23 protein-coding genes, 1 rRNA gene and 1 riboswitch are annotated in these 22,720 nt (G+C 32.8%); of the genes, 19 read left to right on the top strand and 5 right to left on the bottom strand.

Going from position 1 to position 22,720, the window contains the following annotated elements; genetic code table 11:
• Positions 1-8: 8 nt before the first annotated feature.
• Entirely contained in the window at positions 9-710 is a 702-nt protein-coding gene (locus QPK35_RS05850) for a hypothetical protein (RefSeq protein WP_290033028.1), read from the bottom strand.
• A gap of 223 nt (positions 711-933) precedes the next feature.
• On the opposite strand from QPK35_RS05850, the gene croR reads away from it, so the two are divergent.
• The 7 genes from croR (at position 934) to QPK35_RS05815 (ending at position 6,972) form a co-directional block, all read left to right on the top strand.
• The gene (gene croR / locus QPK35_RS05845; RefSeq protein WP_290033027.1) at positions 934-1,623 is read left to right on the top strand and encodes a response regulator transcription factor CroR; all 690 of its coding nucleotides are present in this window, start codon (positions 934-936) and stop codon (positions 1,621-1,623) included.
• Between the two features lie 29 nt (positions 1,624-1,652).
• A complete protein-coding gene (locus QPK35_RS05840) occupies positions 1,653-2,801 on the top strand; it encodes a sensor histidine kinase (protein WP_290033026.1) in 1,149 nt (382 codons plus the stop codon).
• Between the two features lie 27 nt (positions 2,802-2,828).
• Complete coding sequence (locus tag QPK35_RS05835) at positions 2,829-4,127, top strand: serine hydrolase (protein ID WP_290033025.1); 1,299 nt, start codon at positions 2,829-2,831, stop codon at positions 4,125-4,127.
• A gap of 189 nt (positions 4,128-4,316) precedes the next feature.
• A complete protein-coding gene (locus QPK35_RS05830; RefSeq protein ID WP_290033024.1) occupies positions 4,317-5,060 on the top strand; it encodes an AzlC family ABC transporter permease in 744 nt (247 codons plus the stop codon).
• 21 nt (positions 5,061-5,081) lie between these two features.
• Positions 5,082-5,420: an AzlD domain-containing protein gene (locus QPK35_RS05825; protein ID WP_290033023.1), complete on the top strand. Its 339-nt coding sequence runs from the start codon at positions 5,082-5,084 to the stop codon at positions 5,418-5,420.
• 102 nt (positions 5,421-5,522) lie between these two features.
• Positions 5,523-6,335 carry an alpha/beta hydrolase gene (locus tag QPK35_RS05820; RefSeq protein WP_290033022.1) on the top strand — a complete coding sequence of 271 codons (813 nt, stop codon included), beginning with the start codon at positions 5,523-5,525 and terminating at the stop codon, positions 6,333-6,335.
• A gap of 16 nt (positions 6,336-6,351) precedes the next feature.
• Positions 6,352-6,972 (top strand): hypothetical protein, encoded by a 621-nt coding sequence (locus tag QPK35_RS05815; RefSeq protein ID WP_290033021.1) that lies wholly within the window; start codon positions 6,352-6,354, stop codon positions 6,970-6,972.
• A 29-nt stretch (positions 6,973-7,001) separates the two neighbouring features.
• On the opposite strand, the gene QPK35_RS05810 is transcribed toward QPK35_RS05815, so the two are convergent.
• Positions 7,002-7,643 carry a phosphatase PAP2 family protein gene (locus tag QPK35_RS05810; protein WP_290033020.1) on the bottom strand — a complete coding sequence of 214 codons (642 nt, stop codon included), beginning with the start codon at positions 7,641-7,643 and terminating at the stop codon, positions 7,002-7,004.
• A gap of 138 nt (positions 7,644-7,781) precedes the next feature.
• Here QPK35_RS05810 and QPK35_RS05805 point away from each other — a divergent pair, with 138 nt between their 5' ends.
• The 7 genes from QPK35_RS05805 (at position 7,782) to QPK35_RS05775 (ending at position 13,071) form a co-directional block, all read left to right on the top strand.
• On the top strand, positions 7,782-8,666 hold the full coding sequence (locus QPK35_RS05805) for an RluA family pseudouridine synthase (protein WP_290033019.1): 885 nt from the start codon (positions 7,782-7,784) through the stop codon (positions 8,664-8,666).
• Between the two features lie 81 nt (positions 8,667-8,747).
• A complete protein-coding gene (locus QPK35_RS05800) occupies positions 8,748-9,395 on the top strand; it encodes a metal-dependent transcriptional regulator (RefSeq protein WP_290033018.1) in 648 nt (215 codons plus the stop codon).
• Between the two features lie 129 nt (positions 9,396-9,524).
• Positions 9,525-10,268 carry a threonine/serine exporter family protein gene (locus QPK35_RS05795; protein WP_290033017.1) on the top strand — a complete coding sequence of 248 codons (744 nt, stop codon included), beginning with the start codon at positions 9,525-9,527 and terminating at the stop codon, positions 10,266-10,268.
• A 35-nt stretch (positions 10,269-10,303) separates the two neighbouring features.
• Positions 10,304-10,741 carry a threonine/serine exporter family protein gene (locus QPK35_RS05790; protein ID WP_290034250.1) on the top strand — a complete coding sequence of 146 codons (438 nt, stop codon included), beginning with the start codon at positions 10,304-10,306 and terminating at the stop codon, positions 10,739-10,741.
• 319 nt (positions 10,742-11,060) lie between these two features.
• Positions 11,061-11,375, top strand: a complete 315-nt coding sequence (locus QPK35_RS05785) for a hypothetical protein (RefSeq protein WP_290033016.1) — start codon at positions 11,061-11,063, stop codon at positions 11,373-11,375.
• A gap of 11 nt (positions 11,376-11,386) precedes the next feature.
• Positions 11,387-11,860 (top strand): DUF805 domain-containing protein, encoded by a 474-nt coding sequence (locus QPK35_RS05780; protein ID WP_290033015.1) that lies wholly within the window; start codon positions 11,387-11,389, stop codon positions 11,858-11,860.
• Positions 11,860-13,071 carry a DUF975 family protein gene (locus QPK35_RS05775; RefSeq protein ID WP_290033014.1) on the top strand — a complete coding sequence of 404 codons (1,212 nt, stop codon included), beginning with the start codon at positions 11,860-11,862 and terminating at the stop codon, positions 13,069-13,071. Before QPK35_RS05780 ends, QPK35_RS05775 begins: the two co-directional genes overlap by 1 nt.
• Before the next feature lie 36 nt (positions 13,072-13,107).
• Here the strand turns inward: QPK35_RS05775 and QPK35_RS05770 are convergent, their stop codons facing one another.
• From QPK35_RS05770 to QPK35_RS05760, 3 genes are read right to left on the bottom strand one after another with little or no spacing between them, the layout of a single operon-like run.
• The gene (locus QPK35_RS05770) at positions 13,108-14,166 is read right to left on the bottom strand and encodes an LCP family glycopolymer transferase (protein ID WP_435302707.1); all 1,059 of its coding nucleotides are present in this window, start codon (positions 14,164-14,166) and stop codon (positions 13,108-13,110) included.
• A 51-nt stretch (positions 14,167-14,217) separates the two neighbouring features.
• Positions 14,218-14,595 carry a DUF1634 domain-containing protein gene (locus QPK35_RS05765; protein WP_290033013.1) on the bottom strand — a complete coding sequence of 126 codons (378 nt, stop codon included), beginning with the start codon at positions 14,593-14,595 and terminating at the stop codon, positions 14,218-14,220.
• Positions 14,596-15,438: a sulfite exporter TauE/SafE family protein gene (locus QPK35_RS05760; RefSeq protein WP_290033012.1), complete on the bottom strand. Its 843-nt coding sequence runs from the start codon at positions 15,436-15,438 to the stop codon at positions 14,596-14,598.
• A 140-nt stretch (positions 15,439-15,578) separates the two neighbouring features.
• Here QPK35_RS05760 and QPK35_RS05755 point away from each other — a divergent pair, with 140 nt between their 5' ends.
• The 5 genes from QPK35_RS05755 (at position 15,579) to QPK35_RS05735 (ending at position 22,602) form a co-directional block, all read left to right on the top strand.
• On the top strand, positions 15,579-16,280 hold the full coding sequence (locus QPK35_RS05755; protein ID WP_290033011.1) for a LysR family transcriptional regulator: 702 nt from the start codon (positions 15,579-15,581) through the stop codon (positions 16,278-16,280).
• A 184-nt stretch (positions 16,281-16,464) separates the two neighbouring features.
• On the top strand, positions 16,465-17,286 hold the full coding sequence (locus QPK35_RS05750) for a DUF805 domain-containing protein (protein WP_321315280.1): 822 nt from the start codon (positions 16,465-16,467) through the stop codon (positions 17,284-17,286).
• A 41-nt stretch (positions 17,287-17,327) separates the two neighbouring features.
• Positions 17,328-17,505: riboswitch (Lysine riboswitch) on the top strand.
• A 137-nt stretch (positions 17,506-17,642) separates the two neighbouring features.
• Entirely contained in the window at positions 17,643-19,124 is a 1,482-nt protein-coding gene (locus QPK35_RS05745; RefSeq protein ID WP_290033009.1) for an amino acid permease, read from the top strand.
• Positions 19,125-19,408: 284 nt separating this feature from the next.
• Entirely contained in the window at positions 19,409-20,680 is a 1,272-nt protein-coding gene (gene serS / locus QPK35_RS05740; protein WP_290033008.1) for a serine--tRNA ligase, read from the top strand.
• Positions 20,681-21,038: 358 nt separating this feature from the next.
• Positions 21,039-22,602: ribosomal RNA gene (locus QPK35_RS05735) — 16S ribosomal RNA — on the top strand.
• The last annotated feature ends 118 nt before the right edge of the window (positions 22,603-22,720 follow it).

The following is a 22,720-nucleotide window of genomic DNA, read 5'->3' as shown; positions in this document are numbered from 1 at the left end:
TTTTTTAATTAGTCGATAATATCAAAGTTTTCAACAAAGTTTTCAAAGTCTTCTTCAGTATATCCATAAAGAGTCATGAATACTAAAATTTGACCTAAGATAGTATCAACATCATAATTTGCTAAATCATTGATTGTTAAATCAGAACCATCTTCTTGATTTAATTCATAGTATGCAATTTCTTCAAATGAGTACACACCTGTGTTAAACATATTATAGAAGCTTAAGTCACGCTTACCATGGAAACCATAATCTTCCATAGTTAGAATTTTAACATCACCATTTTTGCTTGCAAACATTTGAGGAACTTCAATATTATCGTTTTCCTTTTCAACAGGGAAAAGATTTCTTAAAGTTGAGTAATCAAGTAATTGTTGTTCTGTTTTATCAATTTCATTTGGTAAAGCAGCAATGGCATCTTGAAATTTAGTTAATTTTTCCTTAAATGCTAAAAATGTAGGATTATCTTCAGATGCTTCTGTAGAGAAGTACATTTTATAATCTTCATTGTATTTGCATGGAAAATCTTTAGCACCTAAAATTTCATTTTCATGAGTCCAAAGTAATTGACGTTCCATGATTTGACTGAATTCAGGACGGTTGTGTTCGATTTCACGAATCATGGCACCAAAGTGACCAATCAAATTAACAACCATCTTATTGAAATTATTAGATGTTAAAGAATTGTCAATAAAGTCTTTGATTAACATCAAAAAGCCTCCTTAAAAAATCTATAATACCATTTTAAGCTATTTTTATTCATTTTGAAAATAATAATTTTACAAAAAATATGAAAAATTAGTGATTAAATATAATATTTATTCGCTTATGGCAAAATTTTTGTTAAAATGTATAAGAGAGAATAAAAGTTAAAAGTCTTTTTTTACTTAAAAGGCTTTAACAAGTTTATTTTTTTAGAATAGGAGACTCAAAATGAAGATTTTGATTGTTGATGATGATAAAGACATCGTAGAATTAATGAGTATTTATATTACTAACGAAGGTTATGATGTAGAAAAAGCCTACAATGGTAAAGAAGCAATTACTAAATTAAATACTAACCCAGACATCGCATTGATGATTTTAGATGTAATGATGCCTCAATTAGATGGTTTAGCTGTACTACGTGAAGTACGTAAGGATTCACAAATCCCAGTTTTAATGTTATCAGCTAAAACTGATGATCTAGATAAAATTCAAGGATTAATTCAAGGGGCAGATGATTATGTAACTAAACCATTTAATCCACTTGAAGTTATGGCTCGTGTTAAATCATTACTTCGTCGTTCACAACATGATGTTCGAAATGAAGAACCAGATCAAATTGAAATTGGACCATTAGTAATTAAGAAAGATTCACATGAAGTTACAACTACTGATGGTAAGCCAATTCAATTGACTGCTTTAGAGTTTGGTATTTTATATCTTTTAGCAAGTCATCCTAATCGCGTCTTTTCAGCTGATGAAATTTTTGAACGTGTATGGCAACAAGAATCAGTTGTTTCAGCTAAGACCGTTATGGTTCACGTAAGCCACTTGAGAGATAAAATTGAAGAAGCTACAAATGGCGAAAAAGTTATCCAAACCGTATGGGGCGTTGGATATAAAATTGAAACACATTAAAAAGTAACACGCGAAGAAGGCAAACATTAATGAAGCTCAAACTAACTTCACGTGAAAAGCGTGAATTGTTTTTAGTCGGGCTTTTCACATTGATATTACTAATTATTTCTAATATCGCTATTTACATTTTATTAAATGAATGGGTACGACAAAATCCTGGATTAGAAGATGGAATTTTCCAATTAAAAATGTCCCTAGCATTAGGGCCAAATGATGTCCAAGTTGGTAACTGGGGGCTAATGTTTATTTTCTTAGTTTGTGTAGTTGACATTTTTGTTGTGTATTTACGAGTTTCGTTTCGTTATCGTCAGATTCAGTTGCTACATGTAATTACAGAATTGCATTTTATTGCTTCTGGACATTTTGATCATCGTATTACGTTTACTCTTTCAGGACAAATGCAACGTGTTGTTGAAAGTATCAATACATTAGTAGATAGCACGATTAAAGCGATGGAAGAAGAACGTCAAATTGAAAAGTCTAAAGATGAATTAATAACCAATGTCAGTCATGATATTCGAACACCATTAACTTCGATTATTGGGTACTTAGGGTTGATTGAAAATCATCAATTTCAATCGGAAGAAGATTTATTGAAATTTGCTCACATTGCATATCTTAAGTCTAACCAAATGAAATCACTTGTTGATGATTTATTCGAATATGCTAAAGTACGTCAGACTGATACACCACTTGAACTAATGGATTTATCTTTAAATTCATTATTTGAACAATTAGAAGCAAGTTTTGAATTGGAAGCAAAGCAAAATAATATGAAAATTGTATTGCAACTACCACAAGAAGATTTAAAGATGCAAGCTGATCCAGAAAAGTTTGCTCGTATTTTTAATAATTTAATTACTAATGCATTAAAATATGGTGAAGGTGCAAAGCACATATACTTATCTGCAAGAAAAGTAAGTGGTACTGAGGTAGAAGTATGTGTTTCAAATGATGGTAAACCAATTCCTAAAGAATCATTGCCACAAGTATTTGATCGATTTTATCGAGTTGAAAAATCACGAAATACTAAAACAGGTGGGACTGGTTTAGGATTAACGATTACCCAAAGAATTGTTGACTTACACCATGGAACAATTAAGGTTGAATCAAATGATAAGTTAACCAGTTTTATAATGTATTTTCCAATTAAACAACCTGAAAAAGCTCAAATTTAAGTTTAAAAAATTCCAAGGAGATACATAATGAAATTTTTAAAGAAAGCACAAAAAGCCATTTTAGTCTTGATGGCAACTTTAATGGTCGCTATTTGCGTCCCATTTAATAGCATAAAAGCTGCTGAAACTAAAAATGATACAAATCAAGATTTAAAATTGGACGTAAAGGGAGCTATTGCGATTGATGAAAAAACAGGGCAAGTTTTATTTGAACAAAATGCTACTGAAGCATTGCCTGTTGCTTCATTATCTAAACTTTTAACATTGTATATTGTGTTGGATGAGATTAAAGCCGGAAAGCTCTCATGGGATCAAAAAATTACACCAGATAAAACAACGGCAGAAATCAGTCAAGATACTTCACTAAACAATGTACCGTTAAGAACTGATAAACAATATACCGTTAAATCATTATATGAAGCTACTTTGATTTACTCAGCCAATGGGGCAGCTATGGCATTAGCTCAAGCTGTTGCAGGAAGTCAAAGCAAGTTTGTTGATATGATGCGTAAACAAGTTAAAAAATTTGGAATTAAAGATGCAGAAATTTATACATGTAATGGTTTGAATAATGAGCAAATGAAATCTGCCGCATATCCTGGGGCTGCTAAAGATGCTGAAAACAAATTTTCAGCTAAAGACATGGCAATCATTTCAATGAAATTATTACATAAATACCCAGAAGTATTGAAAACAGCTAGTGTTCAAAAGAAAGATTTTGATAATGGAAATGGCCAGACAGTTATGGAAAACTGGAATTGGATGCTTCCAGGACAATCAAGTTCATATGAATTATTACCAGTTGATGGTTTGAAAACAGGAACATCGGATGCAGCTGGAGCATGTTTTGTTGGAACTGTTAATAAAGATGGACATCGTTTGATTACAGTTGTCTTAGGTGCACAACATAATAGTGATACTGATAATTCAAGATTTGTTCAGACGCAAAAATTAATGTCATATGTTTATAATACATATAATTATGTGACTTTAGATAAAGGACAAGAAAAAGCTAGCTTACCAGTATATCATGGTAAGGAAGAAAAGGTTAAAGTTCAGTCTGATCAAGCAGTTGGAATTTGGTTGAAGAAGGGAACATCTAAGAAGGATATTACAGCTAAAGCAGTAGCCAATAAAAAGTTAACAAAAGATGGAGCATTAGAAGCTCCACTTAAAGAAGGGCAAACTGTTGGTAAAATCAAATTAGAAGTTTCAGGAAAGACAATTAAAACAGTATCATCAGATATTGAATTAAATGCACAAACAACAACGGCAGTAAAAAAAGCAAATATTTTTGAAATTATATATAGAAGCATTTTCAAATAAGATTATTAGGTCTAATATTTGTAAGTAAGAAGTGGCTCTAGCCCTTCTTTTTATTTTGTGTTGGAAGTTTAATTTCTTTTAGTTTATAGATATATTCAGATTCCTTATCATTCAAAGAATTAAATACGAATATTTTCTTATGTATGTTATAATTATTACGTAGGACTTTAAAATAGATGGAGGTTTATTGTGACTAAAGAACAACCACGTTGGCTGGAAGTATTAAAGGTTTCACTTCCACTTTGTCTAAGTTACATTCCAATCGGATTAGCGTGTGGTGTTTTGCTTCATGCAGCTGGTTTTAATACTGTGCTTACCGGATTAGTATCTTTATTAGTATTTTCGGGTGGAGCACAATTTTTAATTGCTTCAATGTTAACGGCAAATGCGCCAATGCATACAATTTTATTTATGCTGTTTTTCCTTGAACTACGTTATGCATTGTTAGGTTCAAGTTTATCACAATATGTACGTGGAACTAGCAAAAAGTTTATTTACTTTTTTGCAATTTCACTTAATGATGAAAACTACGCGGTTAACTATTTGAAGTTTGCAACTGATAAAGAGTGGACACCTGATGATGCCTTGATGGTGGAACATTATTCATTAATGTTTTGGACTGTTGCAAATGTAATCGGTAGTTTAATCGGTGGGATGTTACCAAAAATTAATTTAAGTATTGTTGATTTTGCATTAACTTCATTATTCTTATACATGATTGTTATGCAAATTCGTAATAAATTAACAATTGTAATCAGTGTTTTCTCTGGAATTTTAGCAATTATTTTTATGTGTTTATTAAAGAGTACGATGGGATTAGTTGTAGCAACGTTGATTGCTTCATTCACTGGTTTTGTAATTGAAGATTATTTACGCAAGCATGGTAAAGAAAAAGGTTTCTTACTGAAAAATATCAAGCCTAATAAGCAATAACCGAGTAGTTAGGAGATTATTATGTATATGTCTAGTTGGGATCATCTTTTGTTGATCATTTTATCAATGCTAGTTGCATTGGGACCACGTTTATTGCCAATGAAATTCTTCACTACACGTAAAATTCCTGAATGGTTTAATGAGTGGATGAAGTATGTTCCAGTTTCATTGTTTACAGCATTGGTCGTAAAGGATTTATTCCTTAATTCAGATATTTATACATTTGTAGGATTACAACATGTAGCTAAATTATTAGCGGCTGCTCTAGTTGTGATTGTTGCTTATAAATCGCGTTCAATGGGATTATCTGTTGTATGTGGTTTAGCCGCAGTAGCATTACTATCAACAGTTGTTGGATAATAAATATTAAGTAAGTCATTGTAAGGTTGATTGAATTTTCAAGTTTTACAGTGGCTTTTGTTGTATAATAAAGGTAGATTATTAAATAAAGAAGGGTATACAATGCAATATTTTACAAAAAAAATTCAAACACCAATCAATGATGATGCTAAATTAACCGGTTATGTATTAGATAACACTCCAGAAATTGATGAAAATCGTGTACGACCAGCTGTAATTATTTGCCCTGGTGGTGGTTACAAGATTGTTTCTGAACGTGAAGGTGAACCAATTGCAGTTCAATTGTTAGCGATGGGTGTACATGCATTTGTATTAGATTATTCTGTAATGCCAATTCATCATCCTGCACAATTAGCAGAATTGGCAAGTGTAGTAAAACTAATTCGTGAAAATGCAGCAGAATGGCATGTAGATCCTGATAAAATTATAGTAATGGGAACATCTGCAGGTGGTCACTTAGCAGGAATGCTTGCAACAATGTGGAATTCTAAAACATTAACTGATTTAGGATATGATCCTCAACAAATTAAACCTAATGGATTGATTATGGGATATTCAGTTGTAACAGCTGATAAGGAATTTGGCCACCAAGGTTCATTTGATCATCTTTTAGGCGAAGATGCTGGTCAAGCAGAACGTGAGAAACTATCATTACAAAAATTAGTAAGCAAAGATACACCAATGAGTTTTATTTGGACAACTGATGAAGATACAGTAGTTCCAATGGAAAATAGCTTGATGATGGTTGAAGCTTTACGTAAAAATAACGTCAATGTAGAATTTCATGTATTTCCACATGGACAACATGGCCACAGTTTAGCAACTGCAGAAACAGCTAAAACTGATGCTCAAATTGTTAAAGATTTACAAATTTGGCCTGTATTGCTAAAAGAATGGTTAAACGAAAATTTCTAAAAAGGTAGGAATAAATTTGAAAAAGAAGATTCTAACTGGTTTAAGTATAATTGTGATTGCAATTATATTTGTCGGTTTTGGATTTACTAAGAATGTTGAAATTGAAAAAGAATATCAACGTGCAATGGATCGTGGTATTGAAGCTGTGAAAAAAATGCACTATCAGGCAGCTAAAATTGATTTTCAAGATGCTTTAAAACGCAAACCCAATGATCGTACAGCAAAGCAGAATTTAAATCAGTTGAATTTTTATATAAATGCTAAAAAGGAATTAAAAAATAAAAATTATCAACAGGCTAGTGCAATTTTTAAACAAGTAGCGACACAAGAACATGGAATAAATGTTTTAGTTAGAAGAGCAACGGCATATTACACAGAACTTGATGAGGCTGAAGAAGAATTAGCAGTTTTTAAAAAGCACTATCAAAAAGCAGTTGATTTAAGTGATGAAGGTAATTATAGTGCATCTAATCACAAATTATCATTGATTTTAGAGTACCGAAATATTGACCAAAGTTATTATGATCAAATTCGTACTAAAGCAAAACAATTGAAAGAATCTAATGATAAGAATATTCCTAATGAACAAAGTGCTCCACGCAAAACCAAAGCACCAGCTGAACCCGAACCGAAATAAAAAAGCGAGACAATTGTCTCGCTTTTTTATTATTTATTTTTACTGAAAAAATGTGTCCAGATTATTAATGCAAATTCCCAAACTGCACCAGCTAATAAGAGACTTCCAAATGTATCAGTTGGAAAGTGAACTCGTAAATAAATACGAGTCAACATGATTATAATAATCCAAATGATTGCAAGTACTTTGATGACTGTTTGAGTTGTTTGATTTTTGATACGTGGCACAATTAAATAAATTATTAATAATGCAAACATGCAAGTACCAAATGTATGACCACTTGGGAAACTAAAACCATCTGCAGGTGCCAAGCGTTGTGATAACTCAGGACGAGGACGTGCTGCTAGATGTTTGAAAACATAAGCAATCCCATTACCAAAAATTAAAGTTGCAAATCCCCAAATTGCAAGTGCGTATTCGCGTTTAAAGAAAATAAATGCTAATACTAAGATTGACAAAATTAAGGAAACCATTGGTGAACCAAAATTTGTTACGATATTTGCAATTGTTGTTAAGTGTTCATTAGTAATTGGAATAATAATTCCACGGACAAAATTATCAATGCCTTGAACAATCGGACTATTTATTTTTACAAAAATAAATAGTAATAAGAATAAAATAGAATAAATAATAGCCCAAATTGGACGATTTTTATTTTCTTTAATCTCCAATATTTTTCACCTCATGAATTATTCAATTATTACATGTAATATCTTACCATTAAGTCAGGATATTTTTACAAAAATTGGCTGTTTTTTTCTTAATTTTTGAATTATGATAAGGATATTAATTAATTAAGGATTAAAAAAATGCAATATACATGGAAGAAAAATTTAAATCAAAAAGTAAAACTTCAAACTTTTCTAAAAGAAAATGGGATTAGCGGAAGAACGCTTAAAAAGATCAGACATGGAGAGGGCGAAATTCTTGTAAACCAAACTATTAGCAAACAATCCCAGTGGATCAGTGGTGATGTGGAAGTTACGATAATACTAAAAGATGAGAAGGCAGATCCTACTGTAAATCAAAGCATGTTACCAATTGATATTGTTTGTGAAAATGATTACTTTTTAGCAATTAATAAAGCAGCTAATTTATCTAGTGTACCAGGGCCAAAGGATTCACAAAATACATTAGCAAATCGAGTGTTAGGATATGCACAACATCAACTACCATCTTATGTGCCACATATTTTAACACGATTAGACTATGATACTAGTGGTTTAGTGTTATTTGCAAAAAGTAATTTTATTCAAAGTATGTTACAGCAGCAAATTAGTCAACATACTATGAAAAAGACATATTATGCCCTGGTGAGTGGCAAATTAGAAAAAGAGCATGCACTTATTGATTTGCCTTTAGAAAAAGAAAGTTTTGAAAGTGCACGTAGAGTTGTACGGGAATCAGGAAAACCTTCTCAAACAGAATATTGGATACAAGAGAGATACGAAAATGCTACCTTGGTTAAAGTGCGATTACATACAGGGAGGACTCATCAAATTAGAGCGCATTTTGCTGCAATTAAGCATCCATTAGTAGGAGATGAATTGTATGGTGGAACTACTACACTAATTAAACGTCAAATGCTTCACGCATATCAATTAGAATTAGTTAATCCATTTACGAATAAATTAGAAAAATTTACTGCAGAAATTCCACACGATTTTAAGGAAGTTATACAAAAACTTAAATGAGCCACATTAACTTAAAATAATCAGTTATTTGTTTTATTTTTTGTTATAATGTAATCGAAACAATAAAATGAGGTGAAATCAATGACACCTAAAAAAGAAGACTATTTAAAAATCATCTTTGAACTAGGCGGTCGTAAGAAAAAAGTTTCCAATAAGCAAATTGCAGTGAGTTTAAACATTGCTGCTGGATCAGTTACTGAAATGGTGCGTAAATTAGTTCGTGAAGGCTTAGTGCATCATGAACCTTACGCAGGAATTTCATTAACTTCAAACGGTGTACGAGTTGCTGAAGAATTAATTCGACGTCATCGTTTATGGGAAACTTTTTTAGTAACAAAGTTGGATTATCCATTACAAGATGTTCATGAGGATGCAGAAGTATTAGAACATGCTACAAGTGATAAGTTAATGGATCACTTAGACAAGTTTTTAGGATATCCTAAACGTTGTCCTCATGGTGGAATTATTCCAAATAAAAATGGTGATTATGAAGAAGATAGTCATGATGTATTAGGCGATATGCCTGACGGCGCTAGTGTCGAAGTTGATCGCTTTATTGATAACCATGATTTATTGGCTTATTTAGCTGGAGTAAAATTACAACTTGGAGATAAAATTACAGTTATTTCTCACAAACCATTCGAAGGGCCAATTGAAATTAAAGTTGAAGACACTGGAGAAATTATGGAAATTGGCTATAAAGCCGCACATTATATTTTTGTGAAATAAATATAATAATTTTAACTAATAAAAAGCTTAATAGTACGATGATTATGGGATAAGATTCTGAAACCTCTCGTTTCCATAAATTATGACTATGAATGCAGCAAATACCAACTTTATAAAGAGGTGAGAATCTTGACCAAAGCTAATTTAGTTATTGATACAGTATTATTAGCTGGAAAAATTATGATTGAAAATGGTGCAGATATGGCTAGAGTTGATGATACATTGACTCGAATTGCACATAATGCTGGGATTCAAAATCCACGTATTTTTGAAACTACAACAGGATTAATGATGTCTATCCAAGGATCAGAAAATGCACAAGTAGAAGCGATTGCTAAAAGAAGGATAGACTTAGAACGAATCTCACGTGTAAATGATGCTTCTAGAGCATTTCAAGCACATAAGATCACTTTAGATCAAATGTATGAATACTTACAACAGTTAGATAATACTACAAGAGATTTTAGCCCGTTAATGAAAATTGTTGCAGCTGCAATAATTGGTGGGACTCTTGAAGTAGTATATGGTGGCTTATGGTCAGATATGATACCAACAATGATTATAAGTGGAATTGGCTATCTAAGTTTCTATGTTTTAAGTCATTTATTCCATACACAATTTGCAAGTGAGTTTATAGCTGCAGTTGTAATTGGTATGTTAGGATTATTTGTTACTCGTATGCATTGGGGAACCCATATGGGAATGATTATAACTGGTGGTATTATGCCATTGGTTCCAGGAGTACTTTTAACGAATGCCGTACGTGACTTATTGGCAGGCCATATTTTAAGTGGTGCTGCACGTATGATTGAAGGTCTAATTACGGCCTGTGCTCTAGGTATGGGAATTGCACTAGTATTACGGTTTAGCTAGGAGGAATCTAAATGAGTTTATTAGCAATCACGCCGATGAATTTATTAGTTAACTTTGCATTTAGCTTTTTAGCAACAATGGGATTTGGTTTTCTAATTAATATTCCTCGAAATGCCCTTCTAGCAAGTGGTGCAGTTGGAAGTATTGGATGGATGACATATATATTGATATATCATCTTCATTTAGGAACGATGTTAGCTAATTTAAGTGGAGCATTAATTGTTGGTTTAGGTGCAGCAATTATGGCAAGAGTAAAAAAAATGCCGATGATTTTATTTAATGTTCCCGGAATGGTTCCACTTGTTCCCGGAAGTCAATCATATAAAGCAATTTATAACTTTGCCTTTGGACGGAATAGCATAGCATTGCATTATTTAGTTCAAGTTGGAATGATTGCTGGAGCAATTGCAATGGGCTTTTTCCTGGCTGAGTTGTTAACACGAATCTTTTTTAAAACTATAAAATTAAAATAATTTTTGATATGGCATTATGATTTTCATTTTGCCATTTTTTTATTTATGTGTAGCATACAATTTAATTAATTAAAGTAAATAGTTGTAATTTTAATAATGATTTAAAATAAAAATTGTTAGTAAAACTAAATTTGACATATGATAAAAATATTTGTATTATATCCTTGGATTTAAGTGAGTGTGTAGGACTTTTTAATAGGGAATTTTTTTGATTTTACAACTTAACTGATAATAACAGGACTGCACATGTATAGTGACAGTCTTTTTTGTTATTTAAGCATAGTAAGTGACTTACATAATTGAATCTGGGGGGATTTATATGTCAAGGAATTACCAGTCATTTAAAAAACTAAATCGGGAATGCTATCAACTTACAACAGAGTTAAGCAATGTCGAACAATTGCTATGTGAATATGAGCATATGCTAATGAGACAATTAAAAGTACAAAAGGAAGATCGAATTTGTTTGGCATCAAGTCAATATGCATTACAAATTCAAGAAATGGATAATAATTTAATTCGTGAAATTGAGAAACAAGTTGATTTCTATTTAGATAAAAAAGAAAAATTAACTAATGAAATTCAAGATGTTAATCAAAAGTTAGATACATTGAAAACTGAAAGAAATGAATAGGAGTGATTGAATTGCATCGTATTGATGAAGCAGGGAAAATAACTGCTAAACACGCTTTATGTGATTTTTGGGTAGGATTTTTTGATTATATGGGAAAAACAACTCGACGTGGATATGGATGGGCTGTTCTATGGTGTACTGGTATTTATTTTGTTTCTTCATACATAAGTTCATTATTTTTTAATTACACCTCATTTTATAAAGTTGGAGTATGTATTGTTGTTATTACATTTTTAATTTTTTTGATCGGAATTCTTGCATTGAGTTTCCGTCGTTTGAGAGACATTGGTATTAATGGACGAGCAACACTTTGTTTAATAGCTATTAACTTATTGCTTAGTGTATTTTTACCTATATTCGATTTGATTTTGATAATTGCATTAAATTTAAGCATTATTTTGGTTCCAAGTGGAAAATGGAAAACAACCAGTCAAAATGGCTTTATGAAATTTATTTTTGTAACCGAAAAAGGAGAGAATGAATAATGAACTCAAGACGGGTATTAAAAGATCATGCAAAAAAGTTAATTAGTGAAAATTTAGGGAAAATATTTTTAATTGAATTTGTAACGGCGGCCATTTTAATTGGCATGTTTGTAGTTTCTGGTGGTTTGTTTTGTGTTGACGTAGCACTAGGAGTAATTTTTGTTTTAGTAACATTAATTTGTAGTATCTTACTAGGCTTGGGATTATCTTTCTTGTTTTATGATTTAGTTAAAAATAATAAATTCCCAGAGAAATTGTGGAAGAAATTATTTATTTGTTTTACTCCACGTTACTGTTGGTCAGTAATTAGATTATTTATTGCTTACTGTTTTTTCAGCTCTTTATGGGGAATAGTATTTATAATTCCAACATACATTAAAATATTTGAATATTCGCAAGCTTTTTGGATTTTGAAAGATCATTTGGATAATGGAGAAAAAGTAACAGCACGTGAATGTTTGAAGGAAAGTTCACGGATGATGCAAGGACATAAAGAGGATTTATTTATTTTATCCTTTAGTTTTATTGGTTGGCAATTATTGGCTTTATTAATTTTATTAGTATTAATGATAATTACTGGTCCTTTAAGTATCATTGGTATAATGGTTTATTATATTTTATGGCTTACACCATACTGTTCTCTTTCAATTTTAGGATTCTATTTAAATGTAAAATCTGCTTATGGTGAAAAAACAACATTGATATTTAATCCTAATGGCTCATGTTCTCCTATAATTGAAAAATCAAATAAAAATTTAACTAGAGCAAATTGGGTTGCTTTTGGATGTGAATTGTTGTTGATTGCTGTATTTTTGCCATTATCATATTTTTATCCAAGTATAAATCAAAGTATTGAAAATGAAATATTTGTAATGAAAATTAAAAGTTCAAAGTCAGATGAAGTTAAAAATTGCGATATAAAATTTAATAAAATTAAAGATGGCAAAGGTAAAGCAAAAGTAATACTAGATGATTATTCAGCTAATGAATCTAAATCAAATGAATCACAATATGATAAGTTAATAAATGAATTGCAAAAGCCAAAAATTAAATGTAATGTTACATTTGATTCGATTTATTTAGGTAGTGAAAAATCACATGATGTGATAACGTTATATGATTTGAAAATTTCAGATAAAGGGCAAAAAATTGTTGGAAATGTCCAATTGAATGAGAAGAAAGTTGGAACAGTAGTTCTAGAAAAAGAATAATAAAAAAGAGATTAGGTAATCCTAATCTCTTTTTTATTATTTAGTTTCAGTATTAATTTCCATGTCATCAGTAAGAGTGTTTCCAGTTTGAGCAGAAGATAATTCTAAAGCTTTGCGTAAAGTATTAGTTATCTTTTGCTTTTCATCCACACTGACAACTTCAAAATCGGCACTACCGATTTTTTGAGTAGTTCCTTGTAAATGTGTAGATTTGACGTGATGAGTTGCAATACGATAATTTTTACCGAGAGCAATTAAATCGTTAAATGATAAATCGGTTTTTAATTGTTTTGATAAAGAATTTAAAAACTTATCATTCAATAGACTCGATAATTTGACGCCTTTAAATGCTAATGCCATTATGATTTGTCGTTGGCGATTTTGACGTCCATAATCTCCTAATGGGTCATCATCACGCATACGGCAATATTGTAATGCCTCATTACCATTCATATGAACTTCTTTATCTTTAGTAAATGTGTATCCACCATAAGAAAAACTAAGTAATGGTTTTATATTTAATCCACCAACTGCATTGATTAGACCTTCAAGTCCTCCCATGTTAATAGTTGCATAAAAATCAATCGGAACATTTAAATACTTTTCTACTGTTTTGATTGCTGCAGTTGAGCCACCATAAGCATAAGCAGAATTTAATTTACTTGGATAATATTGTTCATAGCCGTTTACAGCAACTAATGCATCCCTTGGTAAACTAACTAGTGTCATTGTTTTTTTAGATGGGTTTAGCACTGCAACAATCATTGTATCTGTTCTACCTTTAAATGAACGGCCTAATGCACCGGTATCAGTTCCCATTAGTAAAATTGAAACAGGTTTTCCATCTTTTAGTAATTGTTCAACATTACGAGACTTATCATTAGTACTAGGAGCATAGACTGTATTAGCAACTTTTCGTGCAGTAATAAAATGATCATAAAAATAATTTCCACTCACAATTAAACCAATAATAATAATTAAAAGTGACCAGAAAAAAATTATTTTTTTATAATTAGTCTGATTATTATAAGAGGTATCTTCTTGTTCTTCATCTTCTTGGATTTCCTCAAAATCTTCATGCTGAGATCTTTGCATAATAATTAGGTTACCTCCATTTTTTTATAATTGATTATATTATAACAAAAGTTAGTAATCTGCATGACCTAAAAAGAAACTAATAATCAAAATAGCTAATACAATTACGGTAATTATAGTATATAAAGTATCATGTGCTTTAAAAAAAGCATAGATAGAAGCGGCAACCCGTAATGCAGGTGTAAGAATTAGTAAGAAAATTCCAGCCATCATTAATGCATAGGGTTTAAGCTGAATGACTCCAGATATAATTGAAACTAAAGTAGTTGGAAATGTATTTGCGGGATATCCAGTAGAATGTTTAATAAATAACATTAAATATCCAAGCAACATAATCATTGCAGCAATTGCAACCCCAATTCGCATAATTCTTCCAATCGCGATTTCCATACGATCCATTTCTTCGTCAGTATTTTTTGTATTTTTCATTTAAATTGTCACCCCAAATGCTTTTAATGCCATTTGTAAACCTAGATATATTAGAATAGGAATAAAAATAATACGAATCCATCTTGATGGTAAGTGCTGCATAATTCGACTTCCTAATGCAGCACCAACAATTATTCCGAGGGAAAGTGGAACTGCGATTTCAGGACGAATAGAACCATTAAAGAAATAAATTGTTGCACTAGCAGCAGCGGTAACTCCCATCATTAAATTACTTGTTGCGCTAGATGGCTTAAGAGGCATTTTCATTGCATTATCTAATGCCATGACTTTAAATGCACCTGATCCAATTCCTAATAGTCCTGAAGCTAGGCCTGCTCCAAACATAATTGTTAAGCCAGCAGGAACATTTTCGACATCATAGTCAATTTGTTTATGTAAATTTTTATCATAATATGAACTGTTTAATTTTAATTTTTCAGCTAATTTATCTGGAGTAGCTCGATGCAAAACTTCATTACCTTGGCGAAGTTTGCGATACATATTCCAACTTGAAAATAGTAGTAGACATCCGAATAAGAAATATAAAATTGCGGGATTAAAAACTCCGGTTAACAACGCACCGACAATTGCCCCCACACTGGTTGCAATTTCTAAAAACATTGCAACTCGTAGATTTAATACATCATCTTTCAAAAATGCGATTGTTGAACCAGAACTAGTTGCAATAACTGCAATGATACTAGCACCAATTGCATATTTAATATCTAATCCAAGACCCAGGGTAATGATTGGAGTGATGATCATTCCGCCTCCAATACCTAAAATCGCTCCCATTGTGCCAGCAAAAAGGCCGATTAGAAGCATTAGTAATGCACTTTGCATATTCTTCCTTCTCTCTGTTTTAATACATGTAACATGTAAATCGTAACATTAAACTTTCATAAAGAAAATATTTATTTATTGTAAGAGATATCCAAAAATTGTATATGTAGAAAGTAAATCATTTATTTTGGAGATATGTTATGAATTTTAAACAATTAAAATATTTTGTAACGGTGGCAGAAGAACAACAAGTTACAGCGGCTGCTAAAAAATTAAATATTGCGCAACCGCCTTTAAGTTATCAGCTTAAGCAACTAGAAAAAGAATTAGACGTCCAATTAATTAAAAGAACTGCACATGGTATTCAGTTAACATCTGCAGGTGTTATGTTTGAAAAATATGCAAAACAAATTATTGATTTGGCAGAAATTACACAATATAAAGTAAAAAATATTCAAAATGGTACATTTGGTACTTTACGTCTTGGGATGACTCCTACAAGTACAGCAACGATTCCGAATGAAAAAAATGAATTATTAACGAAATATTATCCAGACGTTAAGTTTAAAATTAAAGAAGGGAGCACATATGAGTTATTAGATTTATTACGTAAAAATTTAATAGATGTTGCTGTTGTTAGAACTCCATTTAATGAAGAAGGTTTAGGGATTCGTTTCTTTAAGGCTGAACCAATGGTTGCTGTAATTCCGCAAAAATTCCAAACAAAATGTTTATGTGAAAAATGTTCAATAGATATTGAAGAACTAGGAAATTTACCATTGATTGTTTATAACAGATTTAAAATTACAATTAAAGATTCATTTGAAAATCGAGGACTACAATCTTTTATTGCGGTTGAATGTGATGATAGTAGCAATACGCTGAAAGTAATTTTGGTGTAGCTTTAGTTCCTCAAAATTGTGCAAAATGTTATGCTAATAATAATGTTAAATTATTACCTGTAGCATATGAAAATTGGAATACTCGTCTTGCAATTGTTTGGCAAAATAAACAAGAGATATCAGGGGTTTTACAAAAGTTTATTAAAAGTTATGAAAATATTACTGTTGAAAGTAAATAGAAGGGATGAGAGAAATGACTTATTATTGCGAAAAATGTGGTCATAAAATGGATTCTAATGAGGAATACTGCTCATTTTGTGGTGCAAAACAAATGCGTTTTGCTAAAGAATATGAAACGAAGAAGTGTAAAAAATGTGATAAAGATATTTATGTAAATGCTAACTTTTGTCCATATTGTGGGACAGATCAGGCTATTTTAGATTTACATAAAGATTTAGCAGAAAATGATGAAGAAACAGATCATGATAATCAAAAGAATCTAACAAAAGAGCAACGAATTCAACAAAGTTTATTAAATGCCGATTTAACAGATAAAGATTCATTAGAAAAATTTGTAAAAGAAATGAACGATGCTGGCATTAAAGTGCGTGTACTTAAACCTGAAGAAAAAAATGAAAATGTGCAACCAGGATTATTTGTATCAACAAAGTTGATTTTAAAGGATATGTTTAAAATTAATAAACGAATGGGAATAAATGATTATTGGTGGGGAGTAGGCGGATTATTCCTATTGATGACCTTATTAAGTACATTAATTGCCTATTTTGCAACATCAGTATTACATGTAACAACAATTGTTGGACTATTGAAATCATGCTCAATAGTCATTGTTCCACTTTCAATTATTTTTCAAATTATACTTTTTACTGCTACATTTAGGAGATTGCATGACGCTAAATTACCAAATTGGCTAATGATTTTTTGGGTACTTGGTACTGTTGGACAGTTAGCTTTAATGTTTCTTTGTTTAATGGGGCCACGTTTAGATGATAATCCATATACTTTTAATGTAAAAGATTATTACAATCATAAAAATAAAATGTAAAAATAACTTGATTTTTTTTCAAAAAAAAGTAATAATAAAATTAATCGAAGAGAGGTCGCGATGATTATTAGTATCTTCACGGAGTTGCTAAAGCAACATTGATGTGAAGTGAAAGGATGATTCGCCGAAGAAGACACTGCTTTAGAAGTGTCTATCTGGGCTCTAGTTTAATAGACTAGGGACTGTCGCAGTTGAACATTGCGGAGCGCTATCGAGAATTTTTATTATTGATTAGTTTTTTTATCTTATTTTCAAAAGATTTTCATGGCGCATTCTGTTAGTAGAGTGCGTTTTTATTTTAGCTTTGTAGTGATGATATCTGTGCTCTTTGACCGTAATTTTTAGGAGGTCTAAGTATGGCAGAAAAGAATCAAATGAAGCGATCTTTAAAGACAAGGCATTTGTCGATGATTGCTTTAGGTGGAAGTATTGGAACAGGGTTATTTGTAGCAAGTGGTTCAGCAATTTCTAAAGCCGGTCCTGGTGGTGCAATTTTAGCATATATAGGAATCGGTGCTATGGTTTACTTCTTAATGACATCACTTGGAGAGATGGCAACCTATATGCCAGTAACTGGCTCATTTGCGACATATGCTAAAAGATTCGTTGATCCAGCCTTAGGATTTGCCATGGGATGGAATTATTGGTTTAACTGGGCAATAACGGTTGCAGTTGATGTTTCAACATGTGCATTAGTATTGAAGTTTTGGTTCCCACATGTTCCTAATTGGGTTTTTAGTTTATTTGCATTAGGGTTAGTGTTCTTGATTAATGCTATCTCAGTTCGTTCTTTTGGAGAAACTGAATACTGGCTATCTTTAATTAAAATTATTACAGTTATTATTTTCCTAGCAGTAGGAATTTTAACAATTTTTGGTATTTTAGGTGGAAAAGCAGTTTATTTAGAAAACTTTACATATAAGAAAGCACCATTTGTTGGAGGAATTCCAGCAGTATTAAGTGTTTTTGTAGTTGCTGGTTTCTCATTCCAAGGAACTGAACTTGTTGGGGTGACTGCTGGTGAATCAGAAAATCCAGCAGAAAGTGTTCCAAAGGCAATTAAGCAAGTATTTTGGAGAATTTTATTATTCTACATTTTGTCAATTTTTGTAATTGCTGCAATTATTCCTTATACAAGTAAATATTTACTTGGATCAAGTGCATCTGATATTGCAATTAGTCCATTTACTTTAGTATTTAAGCGTGCTGGATTAGCAGCTGCTGCAAGTATTATGAATGCAGTTATTTTAACTTCAGTTTTATCATCTGCAAATTCAGGAATGTATGCTTCAACTCGAATGCTTTATTCAATGGCTAAAGAAGGAGATGCACCAAAGATCTTTGGTAAGGTAAATCGTCGAGGAGTTCCATTCGTTGCATTAGTTGGTACAACAATAGTTGGTTTATTAACATTTTTAACAAGTATTTTTGGAAATCAATTATATCAATGGTTAGTTGCTGCTAGTGGATTAACTGGATTTATTGCATGGATTGGAATTGCAATTTCTCATTATCGTTTTAGAAAAGCATATGTAGCTCAAAATAAGGATTTAAATGATTTAGTTTATAAGGCTAAACTATTCCCATTTGGTCCAATTTTGGCATTAGTATTATGTATATTAGTAGTAATTGGACAAGATTTACAAGCAGTTGCCAGTTTTGATTGGAAAGCAATGTTAGTAACATACATGTCAGTTCCATTGTTCTTAATACTATTTTGTTATTATAAGATTAAGCATCATACACATATAATTCCATTGGATGAAGTGGATTTATCAACACCTGATCTAACAGATAAATTTGATGAGGAAGATGAAGAATTAATTGAAGATCATTAGAACTTGTTAAATTTTATTGAAAAGGGTAAAATAAACGTAGAAATAATTAAACATCATGGTCGCCATAAGTAGGTATCAAGAGAAGCGGTGGTTGGTGCGAACCGTTACCGAAACTCCAGCGATTTTTGCATGGGCAGGTAATGCTGCACGGCTTTAAGTCGTTATTCTTTTGAGTGCACTATTAATATGGTGAATTTGGGTGGTACCACGGAATAGTCTTTCGTCCCATATGGGGATGAAAGGCTATTTTTTTATTATTTCAAAGATTTTTAGGAGGAAAATACATGTTAGATATTCGTGATATAAGAAAAAATACAGATGAATATAAAAAACGTTTAGGAACACGTGGCATTAAGCCAGAACAAATTGATGCTTTACTTGAAAAAGATAAAGAACGTCGTGATTTGCTAGTTGAAGCAGAAAATTTAAAAAAACAACGTAATGATGTGTCAAGTGCAATTGCTAAAGCAAAAAGAAATAAGGAAGATACAACTGCACAAATTGAAAAAATGCGTGAAGTTGGAACAAAAATTAAAGCATTAGATGAAGATTTAGAAAGAATTCAAGAAGAAGAAAAGGATATGGCTTCTCGATTGCCTAACTTGCCAAATCCAACAATTCCAGTAGGAAAAGATGAAGATGCAAATGTTGAGTTGCGTAAAGTTGGTACTATTCGTGAATTTGATTTTACTCCAAAAAATCATTGGGAAATTGGCTCTGATTTAGGAATTTTGGATTTCGAACGTGCTGCAAAAGTTTCAGGTGCTCGTTTTGTTTATTACATTGGTGCAGGTGCAAAATTAGAACGTGCAGTTTATAACTTTATGTTAGATCAACATGCAACAGAAGGTTATACAGAAGTTATTCCACCTTATATTGTTAATGCTGCTTCTATGTATGGGACTGGACAATTTCCTAAGTTTAAGGAAGATGTTTATCAAGTTAACGGAGAAGATATGACTTTAATTCCAACTGCTGAAGTTCCGTTAACTAATTATTATCGTGATGAAGTTATTCCAACTGAAAAATTACCAGTATATTTTACAGCATTATCACCATCATTTCGTTCAGAAGCAGGAAGTGCAGGACGAGATACTCGTGGATTAATTAGAATGCATCAATTTAATAAAGTTGAAATGGTGAAATATGTAAAACCAGAAACATCATATGATGAATTAGAAAAGATGACTAATAATGCAGGAAATATAATGGAAAAACTAGGATTACCATATCATGTTATAACGCTTTCTACTGGGGATATGGGATTTAGTGCTGCAATGACACATGATTTAGAAGTTTGGATGCCAGCACAAAACAAATATCGTGAAATTTCAAGTTGTTCAAATTGCGAAGCTTTCCAAGCACGTCGTGCACATATTCAATATCGTGATGAAAATGGCAAATTACAATTTGTACATACATTAAATGGATCTGGTTTAGCTGTTGGTCGAACAGTTGCTGCTATTTTGGAAAATTATCAAAATGAAGATGGTAGTGTAACAATTCCAGAAGCATTACGTCCATATATGAATGGAATGGAAAAAATTACAAAATAAATTTAATGTAGATACAAGCGAGGCTTTTTTAAGTTTTGCTTGTATCTTTTTTTGAAATTTATTAAATAAAGTTCAAAAAAGATGTTGACGACTATAAAATTTGTTGGTAGAATAAATATCGTTGTCAGGAGATAACAAAAAAGTTAAAACTTAATTTTAAAAAGTTTGAAATTAGTTGTTGACATTTGATTTTAAACGAGTATAATTTTAAGAGTTGTCGATAAGATAACAAACAGATGTAGATCTTTGAAAACTGAATATGTTTCGATGAACAAATGTGCAGGGCAATTCATGAAAATGAATGCAAAAACATTTGCGAAGTCAATTCGCTAGTAAAATTTATGAGTCACAAAACTTTTAAAATGAGAGTTTGATCCTGGCTCAGGACGAACGCTGGCGGCGTGCCTAATACATGCAAGTCGAACGAGAAAATCTTACACCGGATGCTTGCATCCACCGTAAGAATTTCGAGTGGCGGACGGGTGAGTAACACGTGGGTAACCTGCCCAAAAGAAGGGGATAACATTTGGAAACAAGTGCTAATACCGTATAACCATGACAAGCGCATGCTTGTGATGTGAAAGATGGTTCTGCTATCGCTTTTGGATGGACCCGCGGCGTATTAACTAGTTGGTGAGGTAAAGGCTCACCAAGGTGATGATACGTAGCCGAACTGAGAGGTTGATCGGCCACAATGGGACTGAGACACGGCCCATACTCCTACGGGAGGCAGCAGTAGGGAATCTTCCACAATGGGCGCAAGCCTGATGGAGCAACGCCGCGTGAATGAAGAAGGTCTTCGGATCGTAAAGTTCTGTTGTTAGAGAAGAACACGTGTGAGAGTAACTGTTCATGCGTTGACGGTATCTAACCAGCAAGTCACGGCTAACTACGTGCCAGCAGCCGCGGTAATACGTAGGTGGCAAGCGTTGTCCGGATTTATTGGGCGTAAAGGGAACGCAGGCGGTCTTTTAAGTCTGATGTGAAAGCCTTCGGCTTAACCGGAGATGTGCATTGGAAACTGGAAGACTTGAGTGCAGAAGAGGAGAGTGGAACTCCATGTGTAGCGGTGAAATGCGTAGATATATGGAAGAACACCAGTGGCGAAAGCGGCTCTCTGGTCTGTAACTGACGCTGAGGTTCGAAAGCGTGGGTAGCGAACAGGATTAGATACCCTGGTAGTCCACGCCGTAAACGATGAATGCTAGGTGTTGGAGGGTTTCCGCCCTTCAGTGCCGCAGCTAACGCAATAAGCATTCCGCCTGGGGAGTACGACCGCAAGGTTGAAACTCAAAGGAATTGACGGGGGCCCGCACAAGCGGTGGAGCATGTGGTTTAATTCGAAGCAACGCGAAGAACCTTACCAGGTCTTGACATCTTTTGACCACCTGAGAGATCAGGTTTTCCCTTCGGGGACAAAATGACAGGTGGTGCATGGCTGTCGTCAGCTCGTGTCGTGAGATGTTGGGTTAAGTCCCGCAACGAGCGCAACCCTTGTTGTCAGTTGCCATCATTCAGTTGGGCACTCTGGCGAGACTGCCGGTGACAAACCGGAGGAAGGTGGGGATGACGTCAAGTCATCATGCCCCTTATGACCTGGGCTACACACGTGCTACAATGGACGATACAACGAGTCGCGAAATCGCGAGGTCAAGCTAATCTCTTAAAGTCGTTCTCAGTTCGGATTGCAGGCTGCAACTCGCCTGCATGAAGTCGGAATCGCTAGTAATCGCGGATCAGCATGCCGCGGTGAATACGTTCCCGGGCCTTGTACACACCGCCCGTCACACCATGAGAGTTTGTAACACCCAAAGCCGGTGGGGTAACCTTTATGGAGCTAGCCGTCTAAGGTGGGACAGATGATTGGGGTGAAGTCGTAACAAGGTAGCCGTAGGAGAACCTGCGGCTGGATCACCTCCTTTCTAAGGAAAAATACGGAAACTGCACATTGTCGAAACTTATTCAGTTTTGAGAGATCTACTCTCAAGCTTGTTCTTTGAAAACTAGATAATAATTTATTTCTTAATAAACCGAGAACAC

This window comes from Ligilactobacillus cholophilus (genome assembly GCF_030389495.1).
In the GTDB taxonomy this organism is placed as follows: Bacteria; Bacillota; Bacilli; order Lactobacillales; family Lactobacillaceae; genus Ligilactobacillus; species Ligilactobacillus cholophilus.
This window is presented reverse-complemented; position numbering and strand designations above follow the sequence as displayed.

Excerpts from the sequence above, each read along its gene's own strand:
- QPK35_RS05850 (WP_290033028.1), bottom strand. The coding sequence starts at position 710 with ATGTTAATCAAAGACTTTATTGACAATTCTTTAACATCTAATAATTTC.
- croR (WP_290033027.1), top strand. The coding sequence starts at position 934 with ATGAAGATTTTGATTGTTGATGATGATAAAGACATCGTAGAATTAATG.
- QPK35_RS05840 (WP_290033026.1), top strand. The coding sequence starts at position 1,653 with ATGAAGCTCAAACTAACTTCACGTGAAAAGCGTGAATTGTTTTTAGTC.
- QPK35_RS05835 (WP_290033025.1), top strand. The coding sequence starts at position 2,829 with ATGAAATTTTTAAAGAAAGCACAAAAAGCCATTTTAGTCTTGATGGCA.
- QPK35_RS05825 (WP_290033023.1), top strand. The coding sequence starts at position 5,082 with ATGTATATGTCTAGTTGGGATCATCTTTTGTTGATCATTTTATCAATG.
- QPK35_RS05820 (WP_290033022.1), top strand. The coding sequence starts at position 5,523 with ATGCAATATTTTACAAAAAAAATTCAAACACCAATCAATGATGATGCT.
- QPK35_RS05805 (WP_290033019.1), top strand. The coding sequence starts at position 7,782 with ATGCAATATACATGGAAGAAAAATTTAAATCAAAAAGTAAAACTTCAA.
- QPK35_RS05800 (WP_290033018.1), top strand. The coding sequence starts at position 8,748 with ATGACACCTAAAAAAGAAGACTATTTAAAAATCATCTTTGAACTAGGC.
- QPK35_RS05790 (WP_290034250.1), top strand. The coding sequence starts at position 10,304 with ATGAATTTATTAGTTAACTTTGCATTTAGCTTTTTAGCAACAATGGGA.
- QPK35_RS05785 (WP_290033016.1), top strand. The coding sequence starts at position 11,061 with ATGTCAAGGAATTACCAGTCATTTAAAAAACTAAATCGGGAATGCTAT.
- QPK35_RS05775 (WP_290033014.1), top strand. The coding sequence starts at position 11,860 with ATGAACTCAAGACGGGTATTAAAAGATCATGCAAAAAAGTTAATTAGT.
- QPK35_RS05770 (WP_435302707.1), bottom strand. The coding sequence starts at position 14,166 with ATGCAAAGATCTCAGCATGAAGATTTTGAGGAAATCCAAGAAGATGAA.
- QPK35_RS05765 (WP_290033013.1), bottom strand. The coding sequence starts at position 14,595 with ATGAAAAATACAAAAAATACTGACGAAGAAATGGATCGTATGGAAATC.
- QPK35_RS05760 (WP_290033012.1), bottom strand. The coding sequence starts at position 15,438 with ATGCAAAGTGCATTACTAATGCTTCTAATCGGCCTTTTTGCTGGCACA.
- QPK35_RS05755 (WP_290033011.1), top strand. The coding sequence starts at position 15,579 with ATGAATTTTAAACAATTAAAATATTTTGTAACGGTGGCAGAAGAACAA.
- QPK35_RS05750 (WP_321315280.1), top strand. The coding sequence starts at position 16,465 with ATGAGAGAAATGACTTATTATTGCGAAAAATGTGGTCATAAAATGGAT.
- QPK35_RS05745 (WP_290033009.1), top strand. The coding sequence starts at position 17,643 with ATGGCAGAAAAGAATCAAATGAAGCGATCTTTAAAGACAAGGCATTTG.
- serS (WP_290033008.1), top strand. The coding sequence starts at position 19,409 with ATGTTAGATATTCGTGATATAAGAAAAAATACAGATGAATATAAAAAA.